This window comes from Clostridium saccharoperbutylacetonicum N1-4(HMT) (genome assembly GCF_000340885.1).
Taxonomy (GTDB): Bacteria; Bacillota; Clostridia; order Clostridiales; family Clostridiaceae; genus Clostridium; species Clostridium saccharoperbutylacetonicum.
The window spans coordinates 2,133,645-2,157,577 of record NC_020291.1; the positions used below are offsets into that span (position 1 = coordinate 2,133,645).

Annotated in this window: 25 protein-coding genes, 2 pseudogenes and 1 riboswitch; of the genes and pseudogenes, 24 read left to right on the forward strand and 3 right to left on the reverse strand. The window is 28.9% G+C overall.

Features of this window, described 5'->3' with window-relative positions; all coding sequences use genetic code 11:
• Nucleotides 1-15: 15 nt before the first annotated feature.
• The 16 genes and pseudogenes from CSPA_RS09440 (at nt 16) to CSPA_RS09515 (ending at nt 14,469) form a co-directional block, all read left to right on the forward strand.
• Nucleotides 16-513 carry a citrate lyase holo-[acyl-carrier protein] synthase gene (locus CSPA_RS09440; protein ID WP_015392021.1) on the forward strand — a complete coding sequence of 166 codons (498 nt, stop codon included), beginning with the start codon at nt 16-18 and terminating at the stop codon, nt 511-513.
• Nucleotides 514-521: 8 nt separating this feature from the next.
• Nucleotides 522-824, forward strand: coding sequence for a hypothetical protein (locus tag CSPA_RS09445; RefSeq protein WP_242838577.1), 303 nt, complete (start codon nt 522-524; stop codon nt 822-824).
• 52 nt (nt 825-876) lie between these two features.
• Nucleotides 877-1,263 (forward strand): RidA family protein, encoded by a 387-nt coding sequence (locus CSPA_RS09450; protein ID WP_015392023.1) that lies wholly within the window; start codon nt 877-879, stop codon nt 1,261-1,263.
• Nucleotides 1,264-1,507: 244 nt separating this feature from the next.
• The gene (locus CSPA_RS09455; RefSeq protein WP_015392024.1) at nt 1,508-1,699 is read left to right on the forward strand and encodes a DUF4829 domain-containing protein; all 192 of its coding nucleotides are present in this window, start codon (nt 1,508-1,510) and stop codon (nt 1,697-1,699) included.
• A gap of 472 nt (nt 1,700-2,171) precedes the next feature.
• Nucleotides 2,172-2,282, forward strand: a riboswitch (SAM riboswitch).
• Between the two features lie 181 nt (nt 2,283-2,463).
• Nucleotides 2,464-3,632: pseudogene (locus CSPA_RS09460) on the forward strand (pyridoxal phosphate-dependent aminotransferase).
• 74 nt (nt 3,633-3,706) lie between these two features.
• Entirely contained in the window at nt 3,707-4,552 is an 846-nt protein-coding gene (locus CSPA_RS09465) for a MetQ/NlpA family ABC transporter substrate-binding protein (protein ID WP_015392025.1), read from the forward strand.
• Nucleotides 4,553-5,220: 668 nt separating this feature from the next.
• Complete coding sequence (locus tag CSPA_RS09470; RefSeq protein ID WP_015392026.1) at nt 5,221-6,249, forward strand: methionine ABC transporter ATP-binding protein; 1,029 nt, start codon at nt 5,221-5,223, stop codon at nt 6,247-6,249.
• 3 nt (nt 6,250-6,252) lie between these two features.
• Nucleotides 6,253-6,915, forward strand: a complete 663-nt coding sequence (locus CSPA_RS09475) for a methionine ABC transporter permease (protein ID WP_015392027.1) — start codon at nt 6,253-6,255, stop codon at nt 6,913-6,915.
• Nucleotides 6,916-6,959: 44 nt separating this feature from the next.
• Nucleotides 6,960-8,327 carry an FAD-binding oxidoreductase gene (locus CSPA_RS09480; RefSeq protein ID WP_015392028.1) on the forward strand — a complete coding sequence of 456 codons (1,368 nt, stop codon included), beginning with the start codon at nt 6,960-6,962 and terminating at the stop codon, nt 8,325-8,327.
• A 268-nt stretch (nt 8,328-8,595) separates the two neighbouring features.
• Nucleotides 8,596-9,825 carry an Ig-like domain-containing protein gene (locus CSPA_RS09485; RefSeq protein WP_015392029.1) on the forward strand — a complete coding sequence of 410 codons (1,230 nt, stop codon included), beginning with the start codon at nt 8,596-8,598 and terminating at the stop codon, nt 9,823-9,825.
• Nucleotides 9,826-10,195: 370 nt separating this feature from the next.
• Nucleotides 10,196-11,053 carry an ABC transporter substrate-binding protein gene (locus CSPA_RS09490; RefSeq protein WP_015392030.1) on the forward strand — a complete coding sequence of 286 codons (858 nt, stop codon included), beginning with the start codon at nt 10,196-10,198 and terminating at the stop codon, nt 11,051-11,053.
• A gap of 286 nt (nt 11,054-11,339) precedes the next feature.
• Nucleotides 11,340-11,618 (forward strand): metal-sensing transcriptional repressor, encoded by a 279-nt coding sequence (locus CSPA_RS09495; protein ID WP_015392031.1) that lies wholly within the window; start codon nt 11,340-11,342, stop codon nt 11,616-11,618.
• A gap of 18 nt (nt 11,619-11,636) precedes the next feature.
• Nucleotides 11,637-12,512 (forward strand): DMT family transporter, encoded by an 876-nt coding sequence (locus tag CSPA_RS09500; protein ID WP_015392032.1) that lies wholly within the window; start codon nt 11,637-11,639, stop codon nt 12,510-12,512.
• Nucleotides 12,513-12,727: 215 nt separating this feature from the next.
• Nucleotides 12,728-12,946, forward strand: a complete 219-nt coding sequence (locus CSPA_RS09505; protein WP_242838578.1) for a hypothetical protein — start codon at nt 12,728-12,730, stop codon at nt 12,944-12,946.
• Nucleotides 12,877-13,218: pseudogene (locus CSPA_RS09510) on the forward strand (DUF7507 domain-containing protein); the annotation flags it as partial. The gene CSPA_RS09505 and the pseudogene CSPA_RS09510, both read left to right, overlap by 70 nt.
• Nucleotides 13,219-13,551: 333 nt before the next feature.
• Nucleotides 13,552-14,469 (forward strand): GNAT family N-acetyltransferase, encoded by a 918-nt coding sequence (locus CSPA_RS09515; RefSeq protein WP_015392035.1) that lies wholly within the window; start codon nt 13,552-13,554, stop codon nt 14,467-14,469.
• A 376-nt stretch (nt 14,470-14,845) separates the two neighbouring features.
• Here CSPA_RS09515 and CSPA_RS09520 read toward each other — a convergent pair whose 3' ends face one another.
• On the reverse strand, nt 14,846-15,166 hold the full coding sequence (locus tag CSPA_RS09520; protein ID WP_015392036.1) for a hypothetical protein: 321 nt from the start codon (nt 15,164-15,166) through the stop codon (nt 14,846-14,848).
• 298 nt (nt 15,167-15,464) lie between these two features.
• Here CSPA_RS09520 and CSPA_RS30045 point away from each other — a divergent pair, with 298 nt between their 5' ends.
• From CSPA_RS30045 to CSPA_RS09535, 4 genes are all read left to right on the forward strand, one after another.
• On the forward strand, nt 15,465-15,641 hold the full coding sequence (locus tag CSPA_RS30045; protein WP_015392037.1) for a hypothetical protein: 177 nt from the start codon (nt 15,465-15,467) through the stop codon (nt 15,639-15,641).
• A gap of 126 nt (nt 15,642-15,767) precedes the next feature.
• Nucleotides 15,768-16,232, forward strand: a complete 465-nt coding sequence (locus tag CSPA_RS09525) for a DUF1016 N-terminal domain-containing protein (RefSeq protein ID WP_241393458.1) — start codon at nt 15,768-15,770, stop codon at nt 16,230-16,232.
• Nucleotides 16,233-16,266: 34 nt separating this feature from the next.
• The gene (locus CSPA_RS09530; RefSeq protein WP_015392039.1) at nt 16,267-16,869 is read left to right on the forward strand and encodes a PDDEXK nuclease domain-containing protein; all 603 of its coding nucleotides are present in this window, start codon (nt 16,267-16,269) and stop codon (nt 16,867-16,869) included.
• A gap of 31 nt (nt 16,870-16,900) precedes the next feature.
• Complete coding sequence (locus CSPA_RS09535; RefSeq protein ID WP_015392040.1) at nt 16,901-17,527, forward strand: Type 1 glutamine amidotransferase-like domain-containing protein; 627 nt, start codon at nt 16,901-16,903, stop codon at nt 17,525-17,527.
• A 137-nt stretch (nt 17,528-17,664) separates the two neighbouring features.
• On the opposite strand, the gene CSPA_RS09540 is transcribed toward CSPA_RS09535, so the two are convergent.
• Together CSPA_RS09540 and CSPA_RS09545 are read right to left on the reverse strand one after the other, a co-directional pair.
• Complete coding sequence (locus CSPA_RS09540; RefSeq protein ID WP_015392041.1) at nt 17,665-18,339, reverse strand: YjjG family noncanonical pyrimidine nucleotidase; 675 nt, start codon at nt 18,337-18,339, stop codon at nt 17,665-17,667.
• Nucleotides 18,340-18,353: 14 nt separating this feature from the next.
• Complete coding sequence (locus CSPA_RS09545; protein WP_015392042.1) at nt 18,354-18,980, reverse strand: DUF6198 family protein; 627 nt, start codon at nt 18,978-18,980, stop codon at nt 18,354-18,356.
• A 587-nt stretch (nt 18,981-19,567) separates the two neighbouring features.
• Here CSPA_RS09545 and CSPA_RS09550 point away from each other — a divergent pair.
• The 4 genes from CSPA_RS09550 to CSPA_RS09565 all read left to right on the forward strand — a co-directional run bounded on the left by CSPA_RS09550 (nt 19,568) and on the right by CSPA_RS09565 (nt 23,694).
• Nucleotides 19,568-20,188: a cyclic nucleotide-binding domain-containing protein gene (locus tag CSPA_RS09550; RefSeq protein ID WP_015392043.1), complete on the forward strand. Its 621-nt coding sequence runs from the start codon at nt 19,568-19,570 to the stop codon at nt 20,186-20,188.
• Between the two features lie 358 nt (nt 20,189-20,546).
• Complete coding sequence (locus tag CSPA_RS09555; protein ID WP_015392044.1) at nt 20,547-21,125, forward strand: hypothetical protein; 579 nt, start codon at nt 20,547-20,549, stop codon at nt 21,123-21,125.
• Between the two features lie 308 nt (nt 21,126-21,433).
• Nucleotides 21,434-22,225, forward strand: a complete 792-nt coding sequence (locus CSPA_RS09560; RefSeq protein ID WP_015392045.1) for a CsxC family protein — start codon at nt 21,434-21,436, stop codon at nt 22,223-22,225.
• Between the two features lie 677 nt (nt 22,226-22,902).
• Nucleotides 22,903-23,694 carry a CsxC family protein gene (locus CSPA_RS09565; RefSeq protein WP_015392046.1) on the forward strand — a complete coding sequence of 264 codons (792 nt, stop codon included), beginning with the start codon at nt 22,903-22,905 and terminating at the stop codon, nt 23,692-23,694.
• The last annotated feature ends 239 nt before the right edge of the window (nt 23,695-23,933 follow it).

Sequence of the window (23,933 nt, forward strand, 5' to 3'; positions counted from 1 at the left end):
TTATGGTGAGTATTTATGAATCAATATTTATCGATAATAGGTAAAAAAATATTAATGGCTAGAGAAGAACGCTATTTAAAAAAAATAAAAATTAGTAAAAATCACAAATGCATTATAGAACTATCGTTGAACATTCCAGGGTTTCCGAAGTCAGGGGGAATATGGGCAGGAGTTTTTAAAGTTTGCATTAGGTCTATTCAAGATAATATTCCATCACAATTGTTATTATATAACATAGATATTGCAGGATATTATGCAGTATTTAGCTCTTATATTTCATTAAAGGATACAAAAATAAAAAGTTGTCTAATTGAAGAGCAAAATATGTGGGGAAGGCTAGTTGATATAGATTGTTTTGAAAATGGAGTTAAGATATCAAGAGAAGATGTAGGCTTCAAAGAACGTAAATGTATTTTATGTAATAATTACAATTCAGTATGTATAAGAAATCATGTTCACAATATTAAAGAATTAAGATGTGAAGCCGAAAAATTAGCTAAAAATATTGAATGAAATAGAAGGTGAAAATATTGAATTATACTGTTTTAGAAAAAAGTGGTAGTGATGCTTCATATGATTTAATAATAGAGGCTATAGAACCAAAACCAGATAATGGTTATATAGTAAAATCAGTTGTTGCTACAAATAATAAAATAATAGAAGATATGATTAATAATATGTTAAATTTTGAATTTTTACAAGGCATTAGCTGGGGGTTAAGATTTAATTTCTTTCAACATATACCTGATCAATGGATACTTGAAGCGCGTTTAGAATCTCTTTTTGAGAAAATGACTAAAAAAGAAATGAGTATTAATAGATAATTTTGTTATAACTAATTATATTAAAAGTACAGAGAAGGTGAAAAGGAAAGAAATGAAAAAAGAAATATTAAACTTGCCTAATGTGAAACAACCTGATTACCCATATAATCAAGTGGTAAAAGCTGGGAATACTTTATATTTATCAGGCCAAGTATCATGTGATTTACAAAGTGGACAATTTATATTGGGAAATATTGAGATTCAAACAAAAAATGCATTAGAAAATATAAAATATTTACTTGAAAACTCAAATTCTTCAATGAATAATATCTTAAAAGTTGTAGTATATATGAAAAATATTTTTGAAGTTGATAAAATGAATGAAATTTATAAAATGTATTTCAAAAAAAATGAATTACCAACAAGAGTAGCAATTCAAACTACATTTCCAAATAAAAATATAGAAATTGAACTAGAAGTAGTTGCTTTAACAAATTAAAATATTATAGGGGCTGTCGCATTAGCGTATTAAAATCCGTTAACGACAGCTCTTTTCTGGTTTATAAACAAGTTGGAAAAACTGATAATGTTGTAGTGAGTATTGGAGCAACTGACAAGTTCAGTGAGAATGAATTAAATGATGCAGTGAATTGCGTAAAGAAAAGTTTTAAAAGTTATAATGGAGCTACTCTGACAAAATTATGGTATGATAAAAAAAATCAGATCAATTTATTGAGGGGTATTTGAAAAATGGGAGAGGTTCAGTGAATGGTGTTAAAACTGAAAATGTAATTGTTTTGCTATCAAATTTTGATGTAGATTCTTCAGGTGGGGATGGAAGTTTAAATCCAAATTCAACTTATGATAATTATAATTGGATATTAATAAGAGACAGTAAAACGGATAGTTGGAAAGTTGATGATCGTGGATATTAAAAAAGAAAATAACTAAATACATTGTATACATAATTACAAGAAGTTCACAATTTTCTATAATGCCTGAATTAATAAAAAAGTTGTCACATGCTTGACATAAATATTATGTATTATAAATATATAAAGTAGTTAAAACATTATTTACCCCTTATTAAATATAAATATCCAATATGCAGAATGATCTATTCACCCTAGTAGATCATTCTTTTTAGTTAGTTTTAATAGGGTTTATTTATTAGAAATTTTAGATAATTATGCGCCATATCAATTTTTTATATACAAGGTCTATGAACCAAGTAATATGGCTTTTAACCCAAATTATAATGGCTATTAGCCAGATTTGTGATGTTAAAATACCGTGTATGCTAGTAATTATAAATACTAGCATAACCTTAATGTTTATGCATAAAATGTATTGACAATTTAATAAGCTGAATATATACTAAACTTATAAGAAATGAAGGAATTGAATAACTTATCAAGAGTGGTGGAGGGACTGGCCCTATGAAACCCAGCAACCGATCAAGTAATGATTTACGATGACGTGGTGCTAATTCCAACAGCGTTAGCTGAAAGATAAGAGAGAAAATTTTTATGCAAAGATGCACTAGAGATTAATCTCTAGTGCTCTATTTCTATATAATAAGTTTTTAATTTATCTTTGTACTGCTATTGTATCTAAGATAGAGATTTTTATATAAAAATATATGAGTATTTTGATAAGAATTATAAGCTTATAATTTAAATATATTGGGGGTATAAATATGTCAAAATTAAGTAATAGATTAGATTGGTTTTCTGAATCTATAATAAGAAAAATGACTAGAATAGCTAATAAATATGGAGCAATAAATCTTTCACAAGGTTTCCCGGATTTTGATCCACCTAAAGAGATACTTAATCAATTAAAAGAAGTTTCAGAAAAAGGTCCACATCAGTATTCGGTGACTTGGGGAGCACAAAATTTTAGAGAAAAGCTAGCATTAAAGCAAGAGAGATTTATGGGAATTAAAATAAATCCAGATGAAAATGTGTTAGTAACCTGTGGAAGTACTGAAGCTATGATTTGTGCGATGATGAGTGTTTGTAATCCGGGAGATAAAGTAATTGTTTTTTCGCCATTTTATGAAAATTATACAGCAGATACAATTTTATCTGGATCTCAGCCTATCTATGTTGAATTAAAGCCGCCAGCTTTTAACTTTGATAAAGAGGAATTGAAAAATGCATTTAAGCAAAATCCAAAAGCACTTATTCTTTGCAATCCGTCAAATCCTACAGGCAAAGTATTTACCGAAGAAGAGCTGCTATATATAGGAAGCCTTGCAAAAGAATATGATACTTTTGTAATTACTGATGAGGTTTATGAGCATATAATTTTTAAGCCTCATAAACACACTTATTTAGCAGCTTTAGATGGAATGTTTGAAAGAACAATTTCATGCAGTTCATTATCAAAAACATATTCAATTACAGGATGGAGACTTGGATATATTATTGCAAGCAAAGAGGTAATAGAAAATTGTAAAAAAGTTCATGATTTCTTAACTGTAGGAGCAGCAGCACCTCTTCAAGAGGCAGCAATTAAAGGCTTGGAATTTGATGATGAATATTATGAAGAATTGAGTAAAATTTATAGAAAAAAAAAGAAAAAAATTATTTTTTGGATGGATTAGACGAAATAGGGCTTAAGTATTACGAGCCTCAAGGTGCATACTATGTAATGGTTGATATATCTGAATTTGGATATGATGATGATTATGAATTCTGTAAATGGTTAGCTAAAGAAATTGGAGTAGCAGCAGTACCAGGTTCAAGTTTTTTCAAAGAAAAAGTAAATAGTTATATAAGATTTCATTTTGCAAAGAAAGAAGAAACCTTAAAAGAAGCTCTTAAGAGACTTGAAAAACTTAGGGAATATAGAAATAACTAAATTAATTAAAGCAAGATAAAGTTAAAAGCATTAGCAATAAATACAAAAACAATAAATTTTGGAGGGAATAAAAGATGAAGATTTTAAAGAAATTAGCAGCACTAGTGATTATAGGAACAATAGGAGCAAGCTTGGTTGCCTGCGGAAGCAGTAAAGAAAGTGCAAAAACAGATAGTAAAGAAGTGGGGAATAAAAATATTGTAATTGGTGTATGCCCAGGACCTTATGGGGATATGGTCAAGGAGGCGTTAGCACCAGCCTTAAAAGCTAAAGGATATACAGTTTCGACTAAGGAATTTAGTGATTATATTCAGCCAGATAAAGCCTTAGATAATAAAGAAATAGATGCAAATTTATTTCAACACACAGAATATTTAAAGAAATTTAGTTCAGATAATAATTTGAAAATTTCACCAGTAATAGTTGTACCAACTCTTTCAATGGGAGTGTTCTCAAATACCATAAAGTCATTAGATCAATTAAAAGATGGTGCTAAAATAGCGATACCAAATGATGCTTCAAATTTAGCAAGAGCATTAAAATTATTAAAGGAAAATGGAATTATTAAGTTAAAAGAAAACATTGATGAAACTAAGGCTACTGAAAAAGATGTTGCAGAAAATCCTAAGAATATTAAATTCACACCAATTGAAGGTGCACAACTTGCTAGAAGTATTGACAGTGTTGATTTAGCAGTAGTTCCAGGAAATTTTGCATTTGCGTCTAAGCTTGATTATTCAAAAGCAGTAGCTGTTGAAAAATTAGCAGAAAATTATAAAAATGTTGTTGCAGTTAGAACAGAAGATTTAGATAAAGATCTTGGAAAAGATTTGAAAGAGGCTGTACAATCTAAGGAATTTAAAGATGCTATTGAAAATGGGAAATTTAAAGAATTCAGTAAACCGGATTGGTGGAAATAATTTAAAACAATAAGTTGTGAATGAAAATATAGATATCCAACGCGAGAATTAGACTTATGCGAAACTTACCGAAATCAGATACATTTATCTTCCACAGGACTAGTGAAATTTTCGCTGGAAGGTTCTAAATGGCAGCTTGTCGTCATTTCAGCGTGTTCCAGATATAAAATCCCCAAGGAGAAAGTTCATGTTTCCAAATATAAAATTTGGACATTCACTTTTGGACAAGCTGAAAATGAAACAAGCCATAGAGGAAACTCGACTCACGTTCGTTCGCTGAGTAAGCGATTCACACCAAATCACAGATTTGGGTTCTCTGCTTAAGAACCATCATCAGCTCAATTTCACATGCCTGCTTCCAGAAAAATGTATATAATTTCTAGTGTAGTGTTATGATTATAATTTCTCAATGATGCATGCATATTACATTTATAAGTTTGATTCTTAAAATGTATATCTATATATAATTAGATATATATTTTCATTCATTAAAATAATAATACGTATTTAAAGATCACAAGAAATATTAAAATGGTCATTAATATAAGTTCCAATTATCAATGTTCAATTGTCATTAGCTACGAAAGCCCTTACGGATTTTTTGATGTGAGATGTAAAATCTTAATTAGAACTTATATATTTATAAAATTTAGAAGGTGGTGAAAATAATGATTGTATTAAAAGATGTTAATGTTGAATTCAAGTTAAAAGGAAATTTAGTTCGTGCAGTGAATAATGTGAATTTAACGATAAATAAAGGTGAAGTTTTTGGAATTGTAGGCTTAAGTGGAGCAGGAAAAAGTACTTTGGTTAGGGTTATAAATTTACTACAAAAACCTTCGTCTGGACAAGTTTTTATTAATGGAAAAGATATTACTAAATTAAATAGGACAGAACTTAGAAAAACGAGACTTAAAATAGGTATGATATTTCAACACTTTAATTTAATTGGTGGGAAAACAATTTATGAGAATATAGAATTTGTTCTGAAAGCAAATAATTATGAAGAAGAAAAAAGAAGGGATAGGATTTATGAATTATTAGAACTTGTAAATCTAAAGGATAAGGCAGATGTATATCCTTCAAATTTAAGTGGTGGGCAAAAACAACGGGTTGGAATTGCAAGAGCTATTGCAAATAATCCAGAAATACTGCTTTGTGATGAAGCAACATCAGCATTGGATTTGGAAAATACTGAGGAAATATTAAACCTTTTAAAGAATATAAAAGATAAGACTGGAATTACAATAGTGTTTATAACTCATGAAATGGAGGTTGCAAAGAAATTATTCAACAGAGTTGCAGTAATGAGTAATGGGGAAATAGTTGAAGTAAATGATATATATTCAATTTTTTCAGATCCTAAGCATGAAGTTACTAAATCATTAATAAGTAGAAATTCCAATTTAGATTTGCCAAAAGAAATTATTAAGTCTATAAATGAAGGGGAAATAATTAAAGTTTACTATAAAGGGGATAATAGTTTAAAGCCAATTATTTCTGATGCAGCTAAGAATTTTGATGTAGACATTAGCATTATTCATGGAAAAATTGATTATATTGATGGAAAGCCAATTGGGATATTAATAATAAGTATAACTGGACATAAAGATGAAATAGCTAAAGCAAAGGTATATATTAAGGAAAATGTTATTAAAACAGAAAGAATTGTTAATGAATATTTGGAGGTGATTTAGCAAATGGATTCTACAATTGAAATATTAAAAAGTGAACTTGGTCAAGCGGCTTTAGATTCGGGAAAAATGATAGGAACAGCAATGATTATATCATTAATTGTTGGAGGAGCTTTAGGTCTTATATTATATTTAACATCTAATAAATTATTTTTTAAAAATAATTTAGCTAATTCATTTGCAGGATTTGTTATAAATATAATTCGTTCACTTCCGTTTATAATATTATTGGTTTTATTACTTCCAATTACTAAAATAATAGTTGGTTCTAATATTGGACCAGAAGCAGCAACAGTTCCTATTACTATTGCAGCAATTGCATTTTTTGCTAGATTGTCAGAGGGAGCTTTTAATGAAGTTGATAGTGGGGTAATAGAAGCAGCAATTTCATCTGGTGCAAGTTTACGCCTTATTTTGTTTGATGTATTAATAGTAGAAGCTTTTCCAAGTTTAATAAGGGCAATTACAGTAAATTTAGTAAGCTTAATTGGGTATTCAGCTATGGCAGGAATTGTTGGCGGCGGAGGAATAGGTGATTTAGCAATAAGATATGGATATTACAGATATGAAACTGGGGTAATGATTGTAACGGTTCTTATTTTATTGGTTTTAGTACAAGCAATTCAAATAACTGGAGATGCTTTGGCTACAAAGTTATCTAGAAAATAGAATTATTATTTTTATTAGTTTCAAAGCATTAAGGGGGCAGAAAAATGAAATATGATTTATTAAGAAATATAATTAAGGATACAGAAAGAATTATCTTTGGAGAAGAAATAGATAAAAAATATTTAACGGATGGACTTAATTTAGATTATGGGGAAGCTGATGTTTTGGTTTTTGTAGAGAATGGGGAGGAAATCAGTAATATAATAAAGTTTGCCAATGAAAATTTAATACCAATTACACCTAGGGGAGCTGGAACCTGTCTTACTGGGGCAACAATACCTAATAAAAAAGGAATAGTTTTAGATTTATCAAAAATGAATAATATATTAGAATTAGATGAAGAAAACTTTAATATAACTGTAGAGCCAGGAGTCTTATTACAGGATGTTCAAGTATATGTAGAAGAAAGAGGCTTGTTTTATCCTCCAGATCCAGGTGAAAAAGCTTCAACTATTGGAGGCAATATAAGCACTAATGCTGGTGGGATGAGAGCAGTAAAATACGGAGTAACCCGCGATTATGTACGTGAACTAGAAATAGTTACAGGAAATGGTGAAACAATAACTGTTGGAAGTAAAACTATTAAAAATAGTTCGGGATTGGATTTAAAGGATTTAGTTGTAGGATCTGAAGGCACTTTAGGGATTATAACTAAAGCTACCTTAAAGCTTATACCAAAACCTAAAAATACAGTTAATATATTGATATCATTTGAAAAGCTAGAAGATGCTATAAAAAGTGTAAGCAAAATAATAAAATTAAATGCAAATCCAACTGCAATAGAATTTATGGAAAGAAATATAGTGGAAAATTCAGAGAAATACTTAAATCTAAAATTACCTTCCAATATAGGAAATGCTTACTTGATTCTTACATTTGATGGTGAAGAAAAAGAAATAATTTTAAATTACACCAATGCAAAAGAAGCAGCAATAAATAGTGGAGCGTTAGATTTTAAGGTTCTAAATGAAAATGAAGCTATAGATACTTGGAAAATAAGAGGTGCGCTAGCAAGTTCAGTAATGGAATTTAATGAACAACTGCCTATAGATATAGTTGTACCTATAAACAAAACATCAGAGTTTGTTGAATTCACCAATAAAAGTGGGGACAAGCATGACTTACAAGTTATTTATTTTGGACATGCTGGAGATGGAAACACTCATGTGAGTATAATAAGAAACGGCATGGAAAAAGTGAATTGGAAGAAGAAATCCTATGATTTGGCCTATGAATTATATATAAAAAGCCATGAACTCAATGGTCTGCCATCAGGTGAACATGGAATAGGATTAAGTAAAAAAGAATTTTTTAAGAATGTTACTGGAGAAAAAGAATTGCGATATATGAAAGGGTTAAAAGCTGTATTTGATAAGAATAATATTTTAAATGAAGGAAAAGTGTATTGTTAGATTCTCATAAAATACAATGTTTGTAAATATGTTTTAATTAACTAAAAGATAAATTTGATTTATGAACAAATAATAAAGTCCTTTTTTGTTATCAGTTTAAAGAAAATAGTATAAATATGGATAATAGCTTATGTAAAAATTTACTAAAATTCTTAGATATAAGGGAATTTGTATTACGATTATTGTTGGATTATATTGGAATAACAATTAAAATAAATATAAGGAACGCGCGTTCATTTATTATTGAAAATAAGGGAGAGAATGATAAATGAAAAATTACTTTAAAAAGTTTGTGATTATGTTTGTTATGTCTTTGGTATTAACGATAGGATTTTCTGTCAGTGCCTTTGCTAGTGATGATGGAGTTATTGGAATTGCAAATTTAAACAATACTACAGAAAATAGTGCTAAAGTTGGATCTATATTAAAAGATCCTGAAAAAGGTTGGAAGAGGTATGATGATGCAAATAATAAAATAGTCTATGGTAGTGGGTGGAGCAGCTATAATAATGGACCTAATGTATATAAAGGAGCTTATACTCATAATAATAAAACGGTAGGAAAAGCACTTAAATTTAAATTCTATGGAGAAAAATTAAGAATATTAACTTGGACAGCTAATGATAATTCTGGTGCGGATGTTAAAATTGATGATAAGGATTATGGAAATTTTAGTAATTGCTCTAATTCTTATGAAGGTTCTTATCTTTTTTTTGAAGAATTGAATTTACCTAAAGGGGTACATGAAGTATCACTGATTACTATTGATAAAAAATATACAGTATCTAAAGATAATTGGTTCGCACTTGATGCAATAGATATAGATTCAAATGGTCAGTTATTACCATATGATGAATATTTAACATTAGATAAATCAACACTAAATCTAACAAAAGGGGATTCAGGACAATTAACAGCAACAACCACACCAGCAGGAGCAAAAGTGACATGGAAATCAAGTGATCCTTCAGTAGCAACAGTAGATTCAACAGGTAAAGTTACAGGAATAAAAGAAGGACAAGCAACGATTACAGCAACAACTGCTGATGGCTTAACAGCAACCTGTGTTGTAACTATAACACCAAACGGAACTGATCCAAATCCTAATCCAGATCCAACAGATACAGATAAGATAGTAAATATAGCACATGCAAAAGGTTATAATACAAATAATGCTGGTGGAGATGTTACAATTATATTTCATGGATCAGCTGATACTACCTTGAGTGTAGTAAAAACAGCAGATGTAAAAGAGGTGTGGATAGGAGATAATTTTACATATACTCTTGTAATAACTAATACCGGGACAAAGACAGCTAAAGCTGTAGTTGTAAATGATCCAGCACCAAATCATATTGACTTTAATGTTAGTGGAGTAACAACTACTCAAGGCAGTGTTGATTCAAGTTCAACCTCAAAAAACATTATAGTTAATGTTGGAGATATTCCACCAGCAGGAACAGTAACAATTAAAGTACCTGCAACTGTAATTCTTTAATTGAAAAATTAATATGTTTAATATAAGACACTTGCAGAAATGTAAGTGTCTTTCAATATTAGTCGCAATAGGAAAAAGAAGTGTTTTAGCCTAAACAAATCTGTATATATTTCATAATAAATACGTACAGAACTGAATTCTATTTACACAGAATTTACTCTTACATACGGAATTTAACTTTTCATTTTAGGATTGTAAAATCGCATTATTCAAGAATTGAATTTGCGATTTTTTTTATACGCAATTCTAAAAAAATATATTATAGGTATTTTTATCAAAAATCTTCTTAAAATAATGCTATAGAACAATTTTGGGTTAAATAATGCTTTAATACTTTTCAACAGGGTAATGATTTGGGAGGATATTATTTATGAAAAAAAATTATAGAAAAATAATAATTTTAGCACTTCTGATTACACATTGTATTGGATTAGGTAAAATATGTAGTGCTGAAATCACTAACAACCCAATCCAAAATAATGCCTCAAACAAAGATAGACTGGAAAATATAAAAGAAAAAGGGGGAGTAACTGTTTTAACAACTGATCTTCCTCCATTTTCTTTTCTAGATACCAAAACTAATAAGGAAACTGGAATATATATAGATATAATAAATAACATTGCAGAACAATTAGGTGTTAAAACAGAATTCAAAGTAGTCCCATTTTCAGATTTAGTTGAAACCTTAAATACTGATGATAGCATAGATGTAATAGTTACTGGACTTACCATTATAGATGAACGTAAAAAATTAGTAAGTTTTACTGAACCATTATCTAAAAGTTCAGAGGTTATCGTCACACCTAAAGTTTCATCAATCAATTTTAAAGAAGATTTAAAGAATGTAGTTGTTGGAGTGCAAAGAGGAACAGTTCATGTAAATTATGCAGAAGATTGGAAAAGAGAAGGCAAAATAAAAGATTATATACTTTTTGATAGTATTTCCCAATTGTTATCAGCGGTAAATACAGGGAAAATAGCTGCTGCAATAGCAGACTCCACTGTTACAGATTATACAATACGTAGAGATAATCTATATTTAAAAATAATAAAGCCATATACACCAGAATACCCTAAATTTGTAGCAATAGCAGTAAGAAAAAGTGATATTAGTTTATTAAATGAATTAAATAAACTAATTAATAATATGAAAAATTTTAAAGTTATCGATAAAATTTTTGAAAAATATGGCTTAGATGATGAATATTCAGTTGGCAAAGGACAATAGAGGTACCGCCAACATTTCCAGATTAACTATACTATAATAGTAGGATGCAGATGGAACATTAATTTATATAAACAAGCTGAAAATGGTGTAAGTATACCACCAGTATATGAAATAGTAAAATGATTGACATAATAATGATGAATTGATCTTTGTAAATTGAATATTACGGTATTTATAAATATAAAAAACAAATAGAATCAGATTTTGTTTGTTGCTTAATTGAAAAATATTTTATACTGTGTTATTATTTTTATATCCCTGGAGGGGGGATATAAAAGGAGGTATAATGGTGGCTGAACAACATGAACATGAAAATACAAAAGCAGTTATTAATAGGCTTTCAAGAGCTATAGGACATTTAGAATCTGTTAAAAAAATGGTGGAGGATGGAAGGGACTGTAGTGAAGTACTAATTCAAATTTCTGCGGTAAAATCAGCAGTAAATAACATAGGAAAAATAATTTTGCACGACCATATCAATCATTGTGTAGTGGATGCTATAGAAACTGGCAATAAAAAAGTTTTAGATGATTTATCTTTTGCAATTGATAAATTTATTAAATAAATTAGGAGGAATTTTATTTTGAAATCAAAACATAACATTGCTATATTTTGGGCAATTTTATCAGCAGTTTTATATGCAATTAGTTTACCAGTTTCCCAAATACTTTTGAAAAAAATTCCTCCAACAATTATGGGGGCGCTTTTATATTTAGGAGCAGGTTTTGGAATATCTATAATATATTTGTATTGTTATAAGACTGAGGACGTAAAAAGTGAAATGAGACTAACAAAGAAAGAATTGCCTGCTACTATTTGGATGGTAGTTGTAAATATAGCATCAGTTATTTTTATGATGGTAGGGTTAACTATGACTACATCAGCAAATGCATCATTACTTAATAATTTTGAAATTGTTGCGACTTCTTTACTTGCATTTTTCTTTTTTAATGAGAAAATTAATAAAAGATTATGGATTGCAATTACTTTGATTACTGTTTCAAGCATAATTCTTTCAGTAGAAGATATAAGTGGTTTTGCATTTTCGATTGGTTCTATTTTTATTTTATTTGCCTGTGCTTGTTGGGGAATTGAAAATAATTGTACGAGAGTGTTATCAGTAAAAGACCCGCTACAGGTAGTAACAATTAAAGGGTTAGGTTCAGGTTTTGGGGCGCTAATAATATCATTTATTATTAAAGAGAACACTAATAATATTGCTTATATTATTGCTACACTTATATTAGGATTTGTTTCATATGGATTAAGTATATTTTTTTATGTGCGTGCACAAAGAGAACTTGGAGCGGCCAAAACAAGTGCATATTATGCTATAGCTCCATTTATTGCAGCAGGCCTTTCATTTATTATTTTTCTTCAAGTTCCTACAACTTCATTTGTTATTGCATTGTTAATTATGATAGTTGGAACTTATTTTGCCTCTACAGATAGTAAATAGAGAGCATAAGTAAGATATTTAAAAGTTAATATAAAATATTTAAAATACCGTATTATTCAAAGGAATGACGGTATTTTTTTTAATCGAACAACAGATAGTACAATAACTATTGATGGGAATAAACCTGAAATTTGTTCATTCTCTAATGGAGCTAATACAGCTCAACATTATTTGTACTATGAAAAAACAGGACTAGAAAAAAGTTGCATAAAATTGTGATTTATAATCCAGAAAGTAATTTAAAAAGAGCATTTGTTTTAGATGATGTAGATATAGATCCAGACGGATATATTCTTGGAGATAAAAATATGTCAATTACATTTGATAAAAAAACAATGAATATAACAGAAGGAAACTTTGGACAGGTGATAATACTAATAATCCTGGTGGAGACGTTACAATTATATTTCATGGATCAGCTGATACTACCTTGAGCGTAGTAAAAACAGCAGATGTAAAAGAGGTATGGATAGGAGACAATTTTACATATACTCTTGTAATTACTAACACTGGTACAAAAACAGCTAAAGCGGTAGTAGTAAATGATCCGGCACCAAATCATATTAATTTTAATGTTAGTGGAGTAACAACTACTCAAGGCAGTGTTGATTCTAGTTCAACATCAAAAAATATTATAGTTAATGTTGGAGATATTCCACCAGCAGGAACAGTAACAATTAAAATACCTGCAACTGTAATAGCATAAATTGATTTTTTGAAAGATAATTTAATATAAAGCTTATGAAAGGTACTTGCAAAATGCAGGTACCTTTTAATATTGTTACATAATTAGAACAAATGGATATTTTATAAATTATTAGAAGCTGTTTTCTGGTTTTGTAACTGGCGGAAAGTATGAATTGTTCTGTGTTTTTAGAATACAAAAGAATTTTTTTGTGAAGAATGTTTAGAGTAGATGTAATAAATAAAAGATATTCTTAAAAATTTAGCAATATGATATTTATTAACAATACATGCTATAATTGAAGTAACGTAGTTAGATTATGATGACGTAAATTATTAATTGAGGTAGGATAAAATGGGTTTAAAAATATTGAAAACAACTGGTACTAATATTGATTTTATAAAACTTATAAAACTGTTAGATGATGACCTTGATGAACGATATGGGGAACTACAAAAGCAGTATAATAAGCATAACAAAGCTGACTATATAAATGATGTGATAATTATTTATAAAGATGAAATACCTGTTGCATGTGGAGCCTTCAAGGAGCACAATATTGAGGACATAGAATTAAAACGAATATTTGTAAAAAAAGAATACAGACGTCAAGGATTATCCAAATTAATAATTAGTGAATTGGAGAAATTAGGAAGAGACAAAGGGTATAAATATGCTCTGTTAGAAACAGGAATAAAACAGCATGAAGCAATTAATCTGTATAAAAATACTGGCTATGATATAATAGAAAATTTTGAGCCGTACAAAGGAAATACAAATAGCGTATGTATGAAGAAAAAGTTATTTGGGAAACAAACAATGCCAATTTGTGTTCCGGATTTGTCATTAAGACCATTTAGTCTTTTTGTAGAGAGGACAATGCCATTTTCACCAAGCATTTTGTACAGGGCTTGGACTGAACAGTTTGATCTCTGGTTTGCAGAACCAGGTTCAGTCTTGATGAAAGGAGAAGTCAACACTGCTTTTTTCTTTGAAACGGCTTTTGAAGGGAATCGCTATCCACACTATGGGCGTTTTCTCAGACTTGTGCCTGACAAATTGGTTGAACTTACATGGATAACTGGCGCTGGTGGAACTAAAGGTGCTGAAACAATTGTGACTGTAGAATTGAAGGAAATAGAGGATGGAACTGTATTACGATTAACTCATGCAGGGTTTCTAGATGAAGAGTCAAAGAATGGGCATGAGCAAGCATGGCCAATGGTTCTTGCACAATTAGAGAATAGATTGATCAAGTTCTGCCACAGTTAACTCGTATATTGTAGAAAGTATATAGTAATTAAATAAAGAATGAAAAATTGCACCTAAGGTTATGGTTAAGTGCAATATATAAAATTGGTTATAGGTTTTTACGGTAACTTTCAAGATCTTAACAAATAGATGTTGTAATATAAGATACAAGTTTTTGTTCAGTGTAATTGTCTATGTTTCCTAAGTGAAGTTGTGATCGAGTTTATACATTGACAATCATGTTTGATTGTCAGCTATTATTTAAATTTGTGGTTGGGTTTGCTAGTAGGCATTTGTTTTAGCAATTGAGTGTTTATATACAGTTGAAAAAGTAGATTTATTTATATAAGAGAATGATTTTGGGTATAGTGCTTATGGGAGAACTAAATATATTAGATTAAAATGGAGAAAAAGATACTTCTCCAGCACCAATTATTATTAGAATATCGCCTTCTTGGACAGGTCCCAATTTTACGGTTTCGTTTAGGTTCAAAAAACGTAAAAATATTTTCTGATTACCTTTAGAATCAATTACTACTACACTAAGAGTTTTATCAGGAGTTATTAGTTTAGCTGTAATATATTTTCCACTATATTGAGTGATACTATGTATACCTTGTGTATAAGTAGTAGAAATAGGGATTGGCTGTGCTTGTGGCGTTTTAACAAATAAAAATATATAAATTAGAAAAAACACTAAAAATCTCTCTATTTTCATAAGAACACCTCCATTATATTAGTATTTTATTTTAATAATTAGAATATGCATCCTACTGATAATTAAAGTGTCAATAATGTTTTATGTCGTAATACTAGTATAAAGATGTATGCTTAAGAAAATTAATGATTGTCACAGCACTGACATGAATATTATGTATCATAAATTTATAAGATAGTTAAACATTATTTTCCCCTTGTTAAAAATAAATATCCAGTTTAAAGAATGGTCTATTCACCTTAGTAGATCATTCTTTTTATTTATAGAAAAAGTAGATTAAAAAAGGATGAGAAAAAGTATGATTCAAAAACATAAATTAATCTTAGATGATGATTACAAGATGGCTATAAGTAGTAAGGAGAAGAGTTTGTGTTTGTGGATTGATGGTGGGTGCTATGCTTTTGGAGAGGATGGAAAGATGTATAGTGATTGTTTTACTCCAAATGGTTTTAGAGCTAATGAGAGTGGAAAATGAATACAGTAAATTCACAATGTATATATTAAATGCATTTTTGGGAAGACTTTAGGCATGATTTATGGAAGAATAAAATTATATATAATATAATTAAACAAAGGACGTGATAATATAATGAGCAATCTTATGAATAATGAAAATATAAAGCTTTTATATAAAGAGATAGTTAATGTAATTGATAATAGCAAGAAAAATGTAGTTATGGCAGTAAATTCTGAAATGGTAATTTTATATTGGAATATAGGTAAAATTATTAAAACTGAAATATTGCAAAGTGAAAAGGCTGAGTATGGGAAATCGGTTATTAGTGATTTAAGTAAGGAATTAACTAATGAATATGGGAAAGGCTATAGCCAGGCTAATTTATTTAATATGGTCAGATTATATGACACAATTCAAGAGTCTGAAATTTTACAGACACTGTCTGTAAAATTGACTTGGTCACATTTGTTAAAGCTGATAACAATTGATGATGATTTAAAAAGAGATTTCTATACTCCAATGTGCATTAATGAGCATTGGAGTGTAAGAACTTTAACTGATAGAATAAATTCTATTTTAAAGGAAGCACCTATTCATATTCATTCATAGGTGTAAGTTCCAGATACTAAAGACAAGCTTTAGAATGTCACTTAAAAGAACTGCTATATCTAAAAAGCCAGAATTAACAATTAGGAATGACTTAAAGCAGCTAAATGATAAAAATAAAATGACAACAGATTTATTTTTCAGAGATCCTTATGTATTAGATTTTTTACAATTGCAGGATACCTATTCAGAAAAGGATATTGAGAATGCCATATTGGCAGATTTGGAGAAATTTATTCTTGAGATGGGAAGAGATTTCGCATTTCTAGGCAGGCAAGTAAGGATGACTTTAGGCAATAAGGATTATTATATTGATTTATTATTTTATCATAGAAAATTAAGACGACTTGTTTTAATAGAACTGAAATTAGGAGAATTTTTACCAGAGCATAAAGGGCAAGTAGAACTGTATCTAAGATGGCTTCAAAAGAATGAGATGAATGATGGTGAAGAGCCACCTATTGCTATAATATTATGTGCAAGCAAAAATGAAGAAGAAATAGAATTGCTTGAGGTAGATAAAAGTGGAATACATGTTGGGCAATATTTAACTCAATTACCACCTAAGGAATTATTTCAGGAAAAACTACACAAGGCAATAGAAAGAGCTAGAGATAGTTTGGCATCAAGAGAATTATAGTAAATAAAATTAAGATTTGGGGTGGGTTGTAATGAGAAAATTATTGTTAACTGCATATGGTTTGTGTTCAGAGGAAATACGAAATGCATTTTTTAAATTAGTACCTAAAGACTTCAAGGATTTAAAGGTTGGGATTATATCAACCTCGCAACCAAAACTAAAGGAAAAACATCCTCAAATGATTTCAGTAAAAAATACCTTTCATGAGCTTGGATTTAAAAAAGTTGAATTTATTGATATTGAGTTTGAGGATATCTTGAAGTTAAAAAAGTATGATGTAATATTCCTTAATGGTGGTTATCCTTTCTATTTGATATACCATTTAAAAAAGAGTGGAGCAGATATAATTCTAAATGAATTAATAAACGATGATAAAATTGTAGTAGGTTTAAGTGCAGGTTCTATTGCATTAGGCCCAGATAATGAGATGTGTAATTATATTTATCCAGAAGATAATACCTTTGGAGTTGCAGATTTGAGTGCATTAAATGCAATTGATATACGAATCTATCCACATTATAAGGAACATTGTGGACTTAATCCTGATTTAGAAAAAAGGATTTTTGAATTTGAACTAGAGTACAATTGCAAAGTAACACGATTAAATAATGATCAAGCAATACTAGTTTTAGATGATACAGTAGAAAAAATAGGTTAAAAAACAACACTTTTAAATATAAATTAAAGGAAGTTAATACGTCCCCTAAAAATTTTTATGAACATTATTATTTAACATAGCCATTATTTAATGCGTTGATTTATAGAATTGAAGTTCTTTAATCAACGCATTTTTCTTTATACTATATCTAAAAGCTCTGAAATATCACATATGGTATGTTTGGAATATGTACATATAGTAGTTTTATCATATTTATAAAAGCAAGAGTCAATTCCGCTGTTAATTGCTCCTTGCACATCAGAAGTAGGGCTATCCCCAACCATTAGTATTGAACTTTTAGGAACTCCAGCCAGAGTTTTTACACAAAAGTCAAAGAAATACGGTGACGGCTTTTCATGTTTTATTGTTTCAGAGATAAAATGTCCATCAAATAAGTTTATTATGCCAGCCTTTGATAAGCGTTTTATTTGGGTTGAATATACACCATTTGAAGCTGAATATATTTTTTTACCCATTGCTCTTAGTTTTATTAAGGTATCTTCTGCATTAGGAATAAGAGCAGAGGAATTGTCAAGATAGAGCCTGTACTTTTTTTCTACAGCTTCACCATCGACTTGGAGATCATAAAGCTTAAAAAACTCACTAAAGCGGGTATTAAGAACAGTTTCTTTAGAAATTTTGCCTTGCTCAAGTTTGTGCCATAAAGCTTGATTTATTTTTTTGTATTGTTGTAATAACTCCTCTGTGTAGGTTAGGTCTGTCTCTTTAATGACTTCTTTGAAGCTATCTTTTTCAGCAACATTAAAATCTAAAATAGTGTTGTCTAAGTCCATTAAAATAATATCATACATAATATTGTCTCCTTCTATATACGTTTTTTATGATAATAATATGATAAACCCATTAAACGGGAAAGTAGCAAAAAACTTATTATAGTGCCTTCTCTTATATAAAGAGCATGGCTAGTTATTAGAGTTAGTACTAGTGTGGCAAGCATAAAGAAAATATCAAACCTCATTCTTATTACTGTTAAGCTGCATCCAAGCTTTTGACCTAACACCAGGCATAAACTTTCGAGAGGAAACTTGATGATTTCCATAGAAAGAATTGCACCTAAGCTAATTGAAGCTAAGCCAAGCCCAAGCATAAATATAACTAATTTAAAGAAATAAGCTTCTATTACTAAATTATTTAAAATAGAATAAACAAATAAATTGATAATATAACCATTTACTATTGTAGCTATTATTTGAATAATATCATAGCGATTTAGAGAAGCTTTTCTAATAATAAGATAGATTATGAAAAATAATAAATTTAATAAGTTTAGAAAAGTACCAATTTCTAAATTTAAAAGGTCAGCTATCAGCAAGGCAAAAGCATTAAGCATACTTTGACCAATTTCAGCCTTGATTTGCAAAGAAATTCCTAAGCCAAGCATTAAAAACAATGCTATTGAGGATAAAGCTTTTTTTATATATTGAACCTTCATTTTATTCACCTCGTATAATGAGCATATATTATAAAAAATAATAAATTTAGTGAGTTTAGAAAAGTTCCAATCTCTAAATTTAAAAGGTTAGTTATCAATAAGATATATAGATATTCAAACCAAGAATTAGACTTATGTAACAATTACCGAAACCAGATACATTTATCTTCCACAGGACTAATGAAATTTTCGCTGGATGGATTCTAAGTGGAAGGTTGCACTCATTTCTGCATGTTCCTAAAGTAAATTTATGACAAGCAGAAAATGGAACAACCTTCCACTAATAACCATCACAGCTCAATTTCATATGCCTGCTTCCAGAAAAATGTATCTAATTTCTAGTGTAGTGTTACGATTATAATTTCTCAATGATACATCTATATTCCATTGATAAGTTTGATTCTTAAATTTGATATCTATAGTAAAAATTCATTATACGTTTCCTTTCTTAATATTTTTTACTACAATTAACATAAGACGTTGTGGATTAGTTTTCTCGTCTTGTAATTAATTATTTTATATAAGTATGATAAAATGAAATAAGAATATTTTATATGAGAAATATCATATTTTAGGAGAAGAATAAAATGTTTTTTGATAAGGAAATACCATCAATAATATTTGAAAATGGAAAGAAAAGAACTTTTAAAAAAAATCATAATATTTATAAAATAAACAGTAAAATAACACATTGCTATTTTATTTTATCAGGTACAGTTAAAATTTATATAGATCATACAAATGGAAGGCGTTCAATTCTTGACTTTGCTTTAGAAAATGATTGGTTAGGAGAACTTTCTTTGTTCCATGAGGAATCTGATATAAAAGAAAATAAAGTGCTTCAAGAGGTTGAATGCTTAGAATTTGATATAGAAAAATTACAAGCCTTATGCAAAGAAAATGCAGAAGTTTCTTTTTACTTTGCAGCATATATTTCTAATAAATTATTAACCAGAAGTTATCGAATGAGTGAAAATTTGAATTATTCCTTGGAAAATAGGCTGGCAACTTTTATTCTCCAATATGAGCAAAAAGGTATATATAATATAAGCCACACAGATGTTTCTGAATATATGAATGCTAGCTATCGCCATGTACTATATGTTATAAAGCAGTTTTGTGAAAATGGTGTGTTAGCTAAGGACAAGGAAAAAGGGTATATTATTTTGGATATGGAGAAATTAGAGCGATTGCAGGAAGAAAAGTAAAGTTATAATCAAGTAGCATAAAATTTAAAGTAAGACAAATTCAGCTTGCTATTAATTTAATGCTATTTTTTTGTTTTGTAAAGCTTACAAAATGTGAACTTGGTAATACATGATTTTTAAGTCATAGGTACTCAAGCTTGTTAATTTTTTATGGAAATAGGAGTGGCACCTTAAAGCACCGATTCATATACTGTCATATAATAAAAATGGTTTTTAATAGCTGCTTATGTTTTTATGTGAATAATTGCAACAATTAAAAATTTGTTTATATAACTAAAAAAGAAAATTAATTGAAATGGAAAAAGAAAACTATATGAATGAACTAATATATTTATACAGATAATTTAGGAGGAAATTTATGAAAAATAAAGAAATATCATTAGAAGAAATTATGAAAGATGCAGATCTAGCATCAGGGTTAGATTTAGATATGTTAATAGAGGAATATGTATATGAAGATGAAAATGAAGATGAGGATATAGAAGGAGAACCTAAGAAAAAAACTAAAAAAGAAATAGAAACTGATGGAGAAAGATGTCATAGGTGTCATGTGCCACCAATTAAAATAAGTTGTGATTTAGAAGTAGCTGTTGGACATAAAAATAAGATTATTTATGTGCAACCAGGAAAACTACAATATTTTACAGCAACTGCAAAAAAATGTTGTGGTGATGAGACAATTGAAATAGAATATTGCGGTGATAATATAAAGTGTATATGTGGGGAAGCAGTTATACGCGGTTCTCTTGGATATTATAAAATAGTTAAATCAGGAATAATATTTATACCTCGTCGAAATCTATCTGAATTTCCTGATGAGTGGTTTCCAACAGATATTTTATGTTTCAAAGCAAAAAGTAAATGTGATAATGACGTTAAATTTGATGTAATATTCACTTATTCTAGATGTGTAGATAGACATTGTAAATGTCATTAAATCTACTAGAAAATTATATATAAATTAGAAGATAATGAAATTTAATAAAGAAGAGGATAATAAGGCTCTGTAAATAATTTTGTGTAAGCTAAATAGAATGAACTTCTTCTTGTCAATAATTGAGATAACAAATTATTACAAGAAGAAGTCTTTTTTATTTGCTGATATTGATGAAAGAGAGACTTTGTACAAAACCAGTCATCAAATTATGATAAAATAAATCGTTTATCAACGCACAAAAAGGAAAAGTTTGTATAATCTATATATTAGAAAGCATTAACATTAGAAAAAATGGAGGAAACATTATAATGAGTGACAATAAAGAAAATACAAATTATGGTAAGAGTGTAGAATATTCTCGTGAAAGTGCTGAGCCTTGCGCTATCGTTAAGTCTCAAGTAGAATCACTAACTGAACAAGTTGCAGTAAATCCTACTGTTATTGAACCAGGACCTGTATTTGTTAAGATTCCAGTTGTATTGGCAGAGACAAATATAACCATTCCTGTTGAAGCTACTATCAAATTGGACAAAGCAGCTATGGAAATTAAACGAATTAAAAAGAATGTATTTTTAACCCAATCTCGTATTATTCCATTTTCTCAAGATGATCGACCTGGTACTGGAGTACTATTTATAGAAGGTTTTATAAGAAAGAATATTGAGTATGCAACACAAACTTGTACTACAGCTGGAACTCCAAATGTTTGTGGAGATATAAGACATTGTACAGTTGAAGTACCTTTTAATTTCACTACAAGAATTACTTTCCTTAGACCACCAATTTTTATTGAAAATACTACTCCAAGTGAATTAGAATTTTTTACAGATAAACTTCAAGGTTGCGATGTTTGTTCAGATCCAGTGATTGGACGTAATCCTTGCGATCAGAGTTCTTTCGTTACTGAATTCTTTAATGAAAAACCTTTTACTGAATTAGTAAAAGCGGACATTACTGAAGTTGATATTCACACAAATCCAACTAGCAGCTGCAAAACTCCTACAGAACAAATGTTTACTAAACTCACAGAAAAAGTAGTAGTAAATTTAACACTAAAAGTATTACAAAAACAACAAGTAAGAGTTACAGCAATATGCTAATATAACCTGTCCTAAATTGATGCTAAAAATAAAAAACAATATAAAATCAAGCAGTTTTTTATAAAATAAATAGAAGAGCTATTTTGTAATCAAAGAAGTTATATATTATATGAAGATTTTTCATGTAATTTGATATTGTTTAAAATTAATAATTCAGACAATTTTTAGGTTTTAGTATCAATAATTTTAATAAGATAGAAATGAAATTAAGGATTTACATTAATAAAAAGATAAAATTTCAAAATATAAAGTTTTTAGATGTAAATTTATATCAGTTAAATTCAGAAAATAATTTCTAAGCAAAAATTTGATTGTTTTTTGAATATTATAGGACAGTAGCTAGTTTTGTTTTTGTATAAAACTATCCACTGTCCTATTAAATAGTTCTTATTATTTTCCTTAAGATAACTTTTTTCTTTTTTCTCATGTCCAGCTAAAGTTATGGAGTAATAAGCGTATTCTAATGTCTATCAAATCTATCTGCTGTAAGAAGAGCCTTATCTAGCATATATCTAATCTATTTGTAGAAAGAATTACTACTATACCTTCTTCTTGTTCAAAACCAGCTATCAAATTATTATAAATTAAATCATATATCAGTGGCACAAAAATGAAAGGTTTGTATATTATATATATTATAAAGTATTCACATTAGATAAAATGGAGGGAACATTATAATGAGTAATTATGGAGAAAATGCAAATTATGGCAAGAGTGTAGAATATTCTCATGAAAGTGCTGAGCCTTGTGCTAGCGTTAAATCTGAAGTGGAATCACTAACTGAACAAATTGCTGTGACTCCTTTAGTTATTGCACCTGGACCTGTATTTGTTAAGCTTCCAGTTGTATTGGCAGAGACAAATATAACAATTCCTGTTGAAGCTATTATCAAATTGGATCAACCAGCTATGGAAATTAAACGAATTAAAAAGAATGTATTTTTAACCCAATCCCGCATTATTCCATTTTCTCAAGATGGGCAATTTGGGACTGGAATACTATTTATAGCAGGTTTTATAAGAAAAAATATTGAATATGCAACTCAAACTTGTACTACAGCTCGAACTGCAAATGTTTGTGGAGATATAAGACACTGTACAGTTGAAGTGCCTTTTAATTTTACTACAAGAATTACTTTCCTTAGACCACCAATTTTTATTGAAAATAGAACTACAAGTGAATTAGAATTTTTTACAGATAAACTTAAAGGTTGCGATGTGTGTTCAGATCCAGTAATCGGACGTAATCTTTGTGATCGTAGTTCTTTTGACACAGAATTCTTTAATGAGAAACCTTTTACTGAATTAGTAAGAGCAGATATTACTGAAATTGATATTAACACAAATACAACTATAAGCTGCAAAACTCCTACAGAACAAAGTTTTACTAAACTTACAGAAAAAGTAGTAGTAAATTTAACACTAAAAGTATTACAAAAACAACAAGTAAGAGTTACAGCAGTAATATAATAAAAAAATTTAAATTTAGAAATTTAATTAAAGATTAAATATAAAGTACGTTTACTAAATTACAAATTAATTACTATGTTGCAGACCTAAAGCTTACTAAGAGAGGTTTTAGGTCTGTCTTTAGGACGAGATAAATATTGGTGTAAAGATATCAAAAGTGAGAATTATACTTATGCAAAACATACCTAAATCAGATACATATTTATTACAGCGGACTAATGAAATTTTCGCTGGATGGG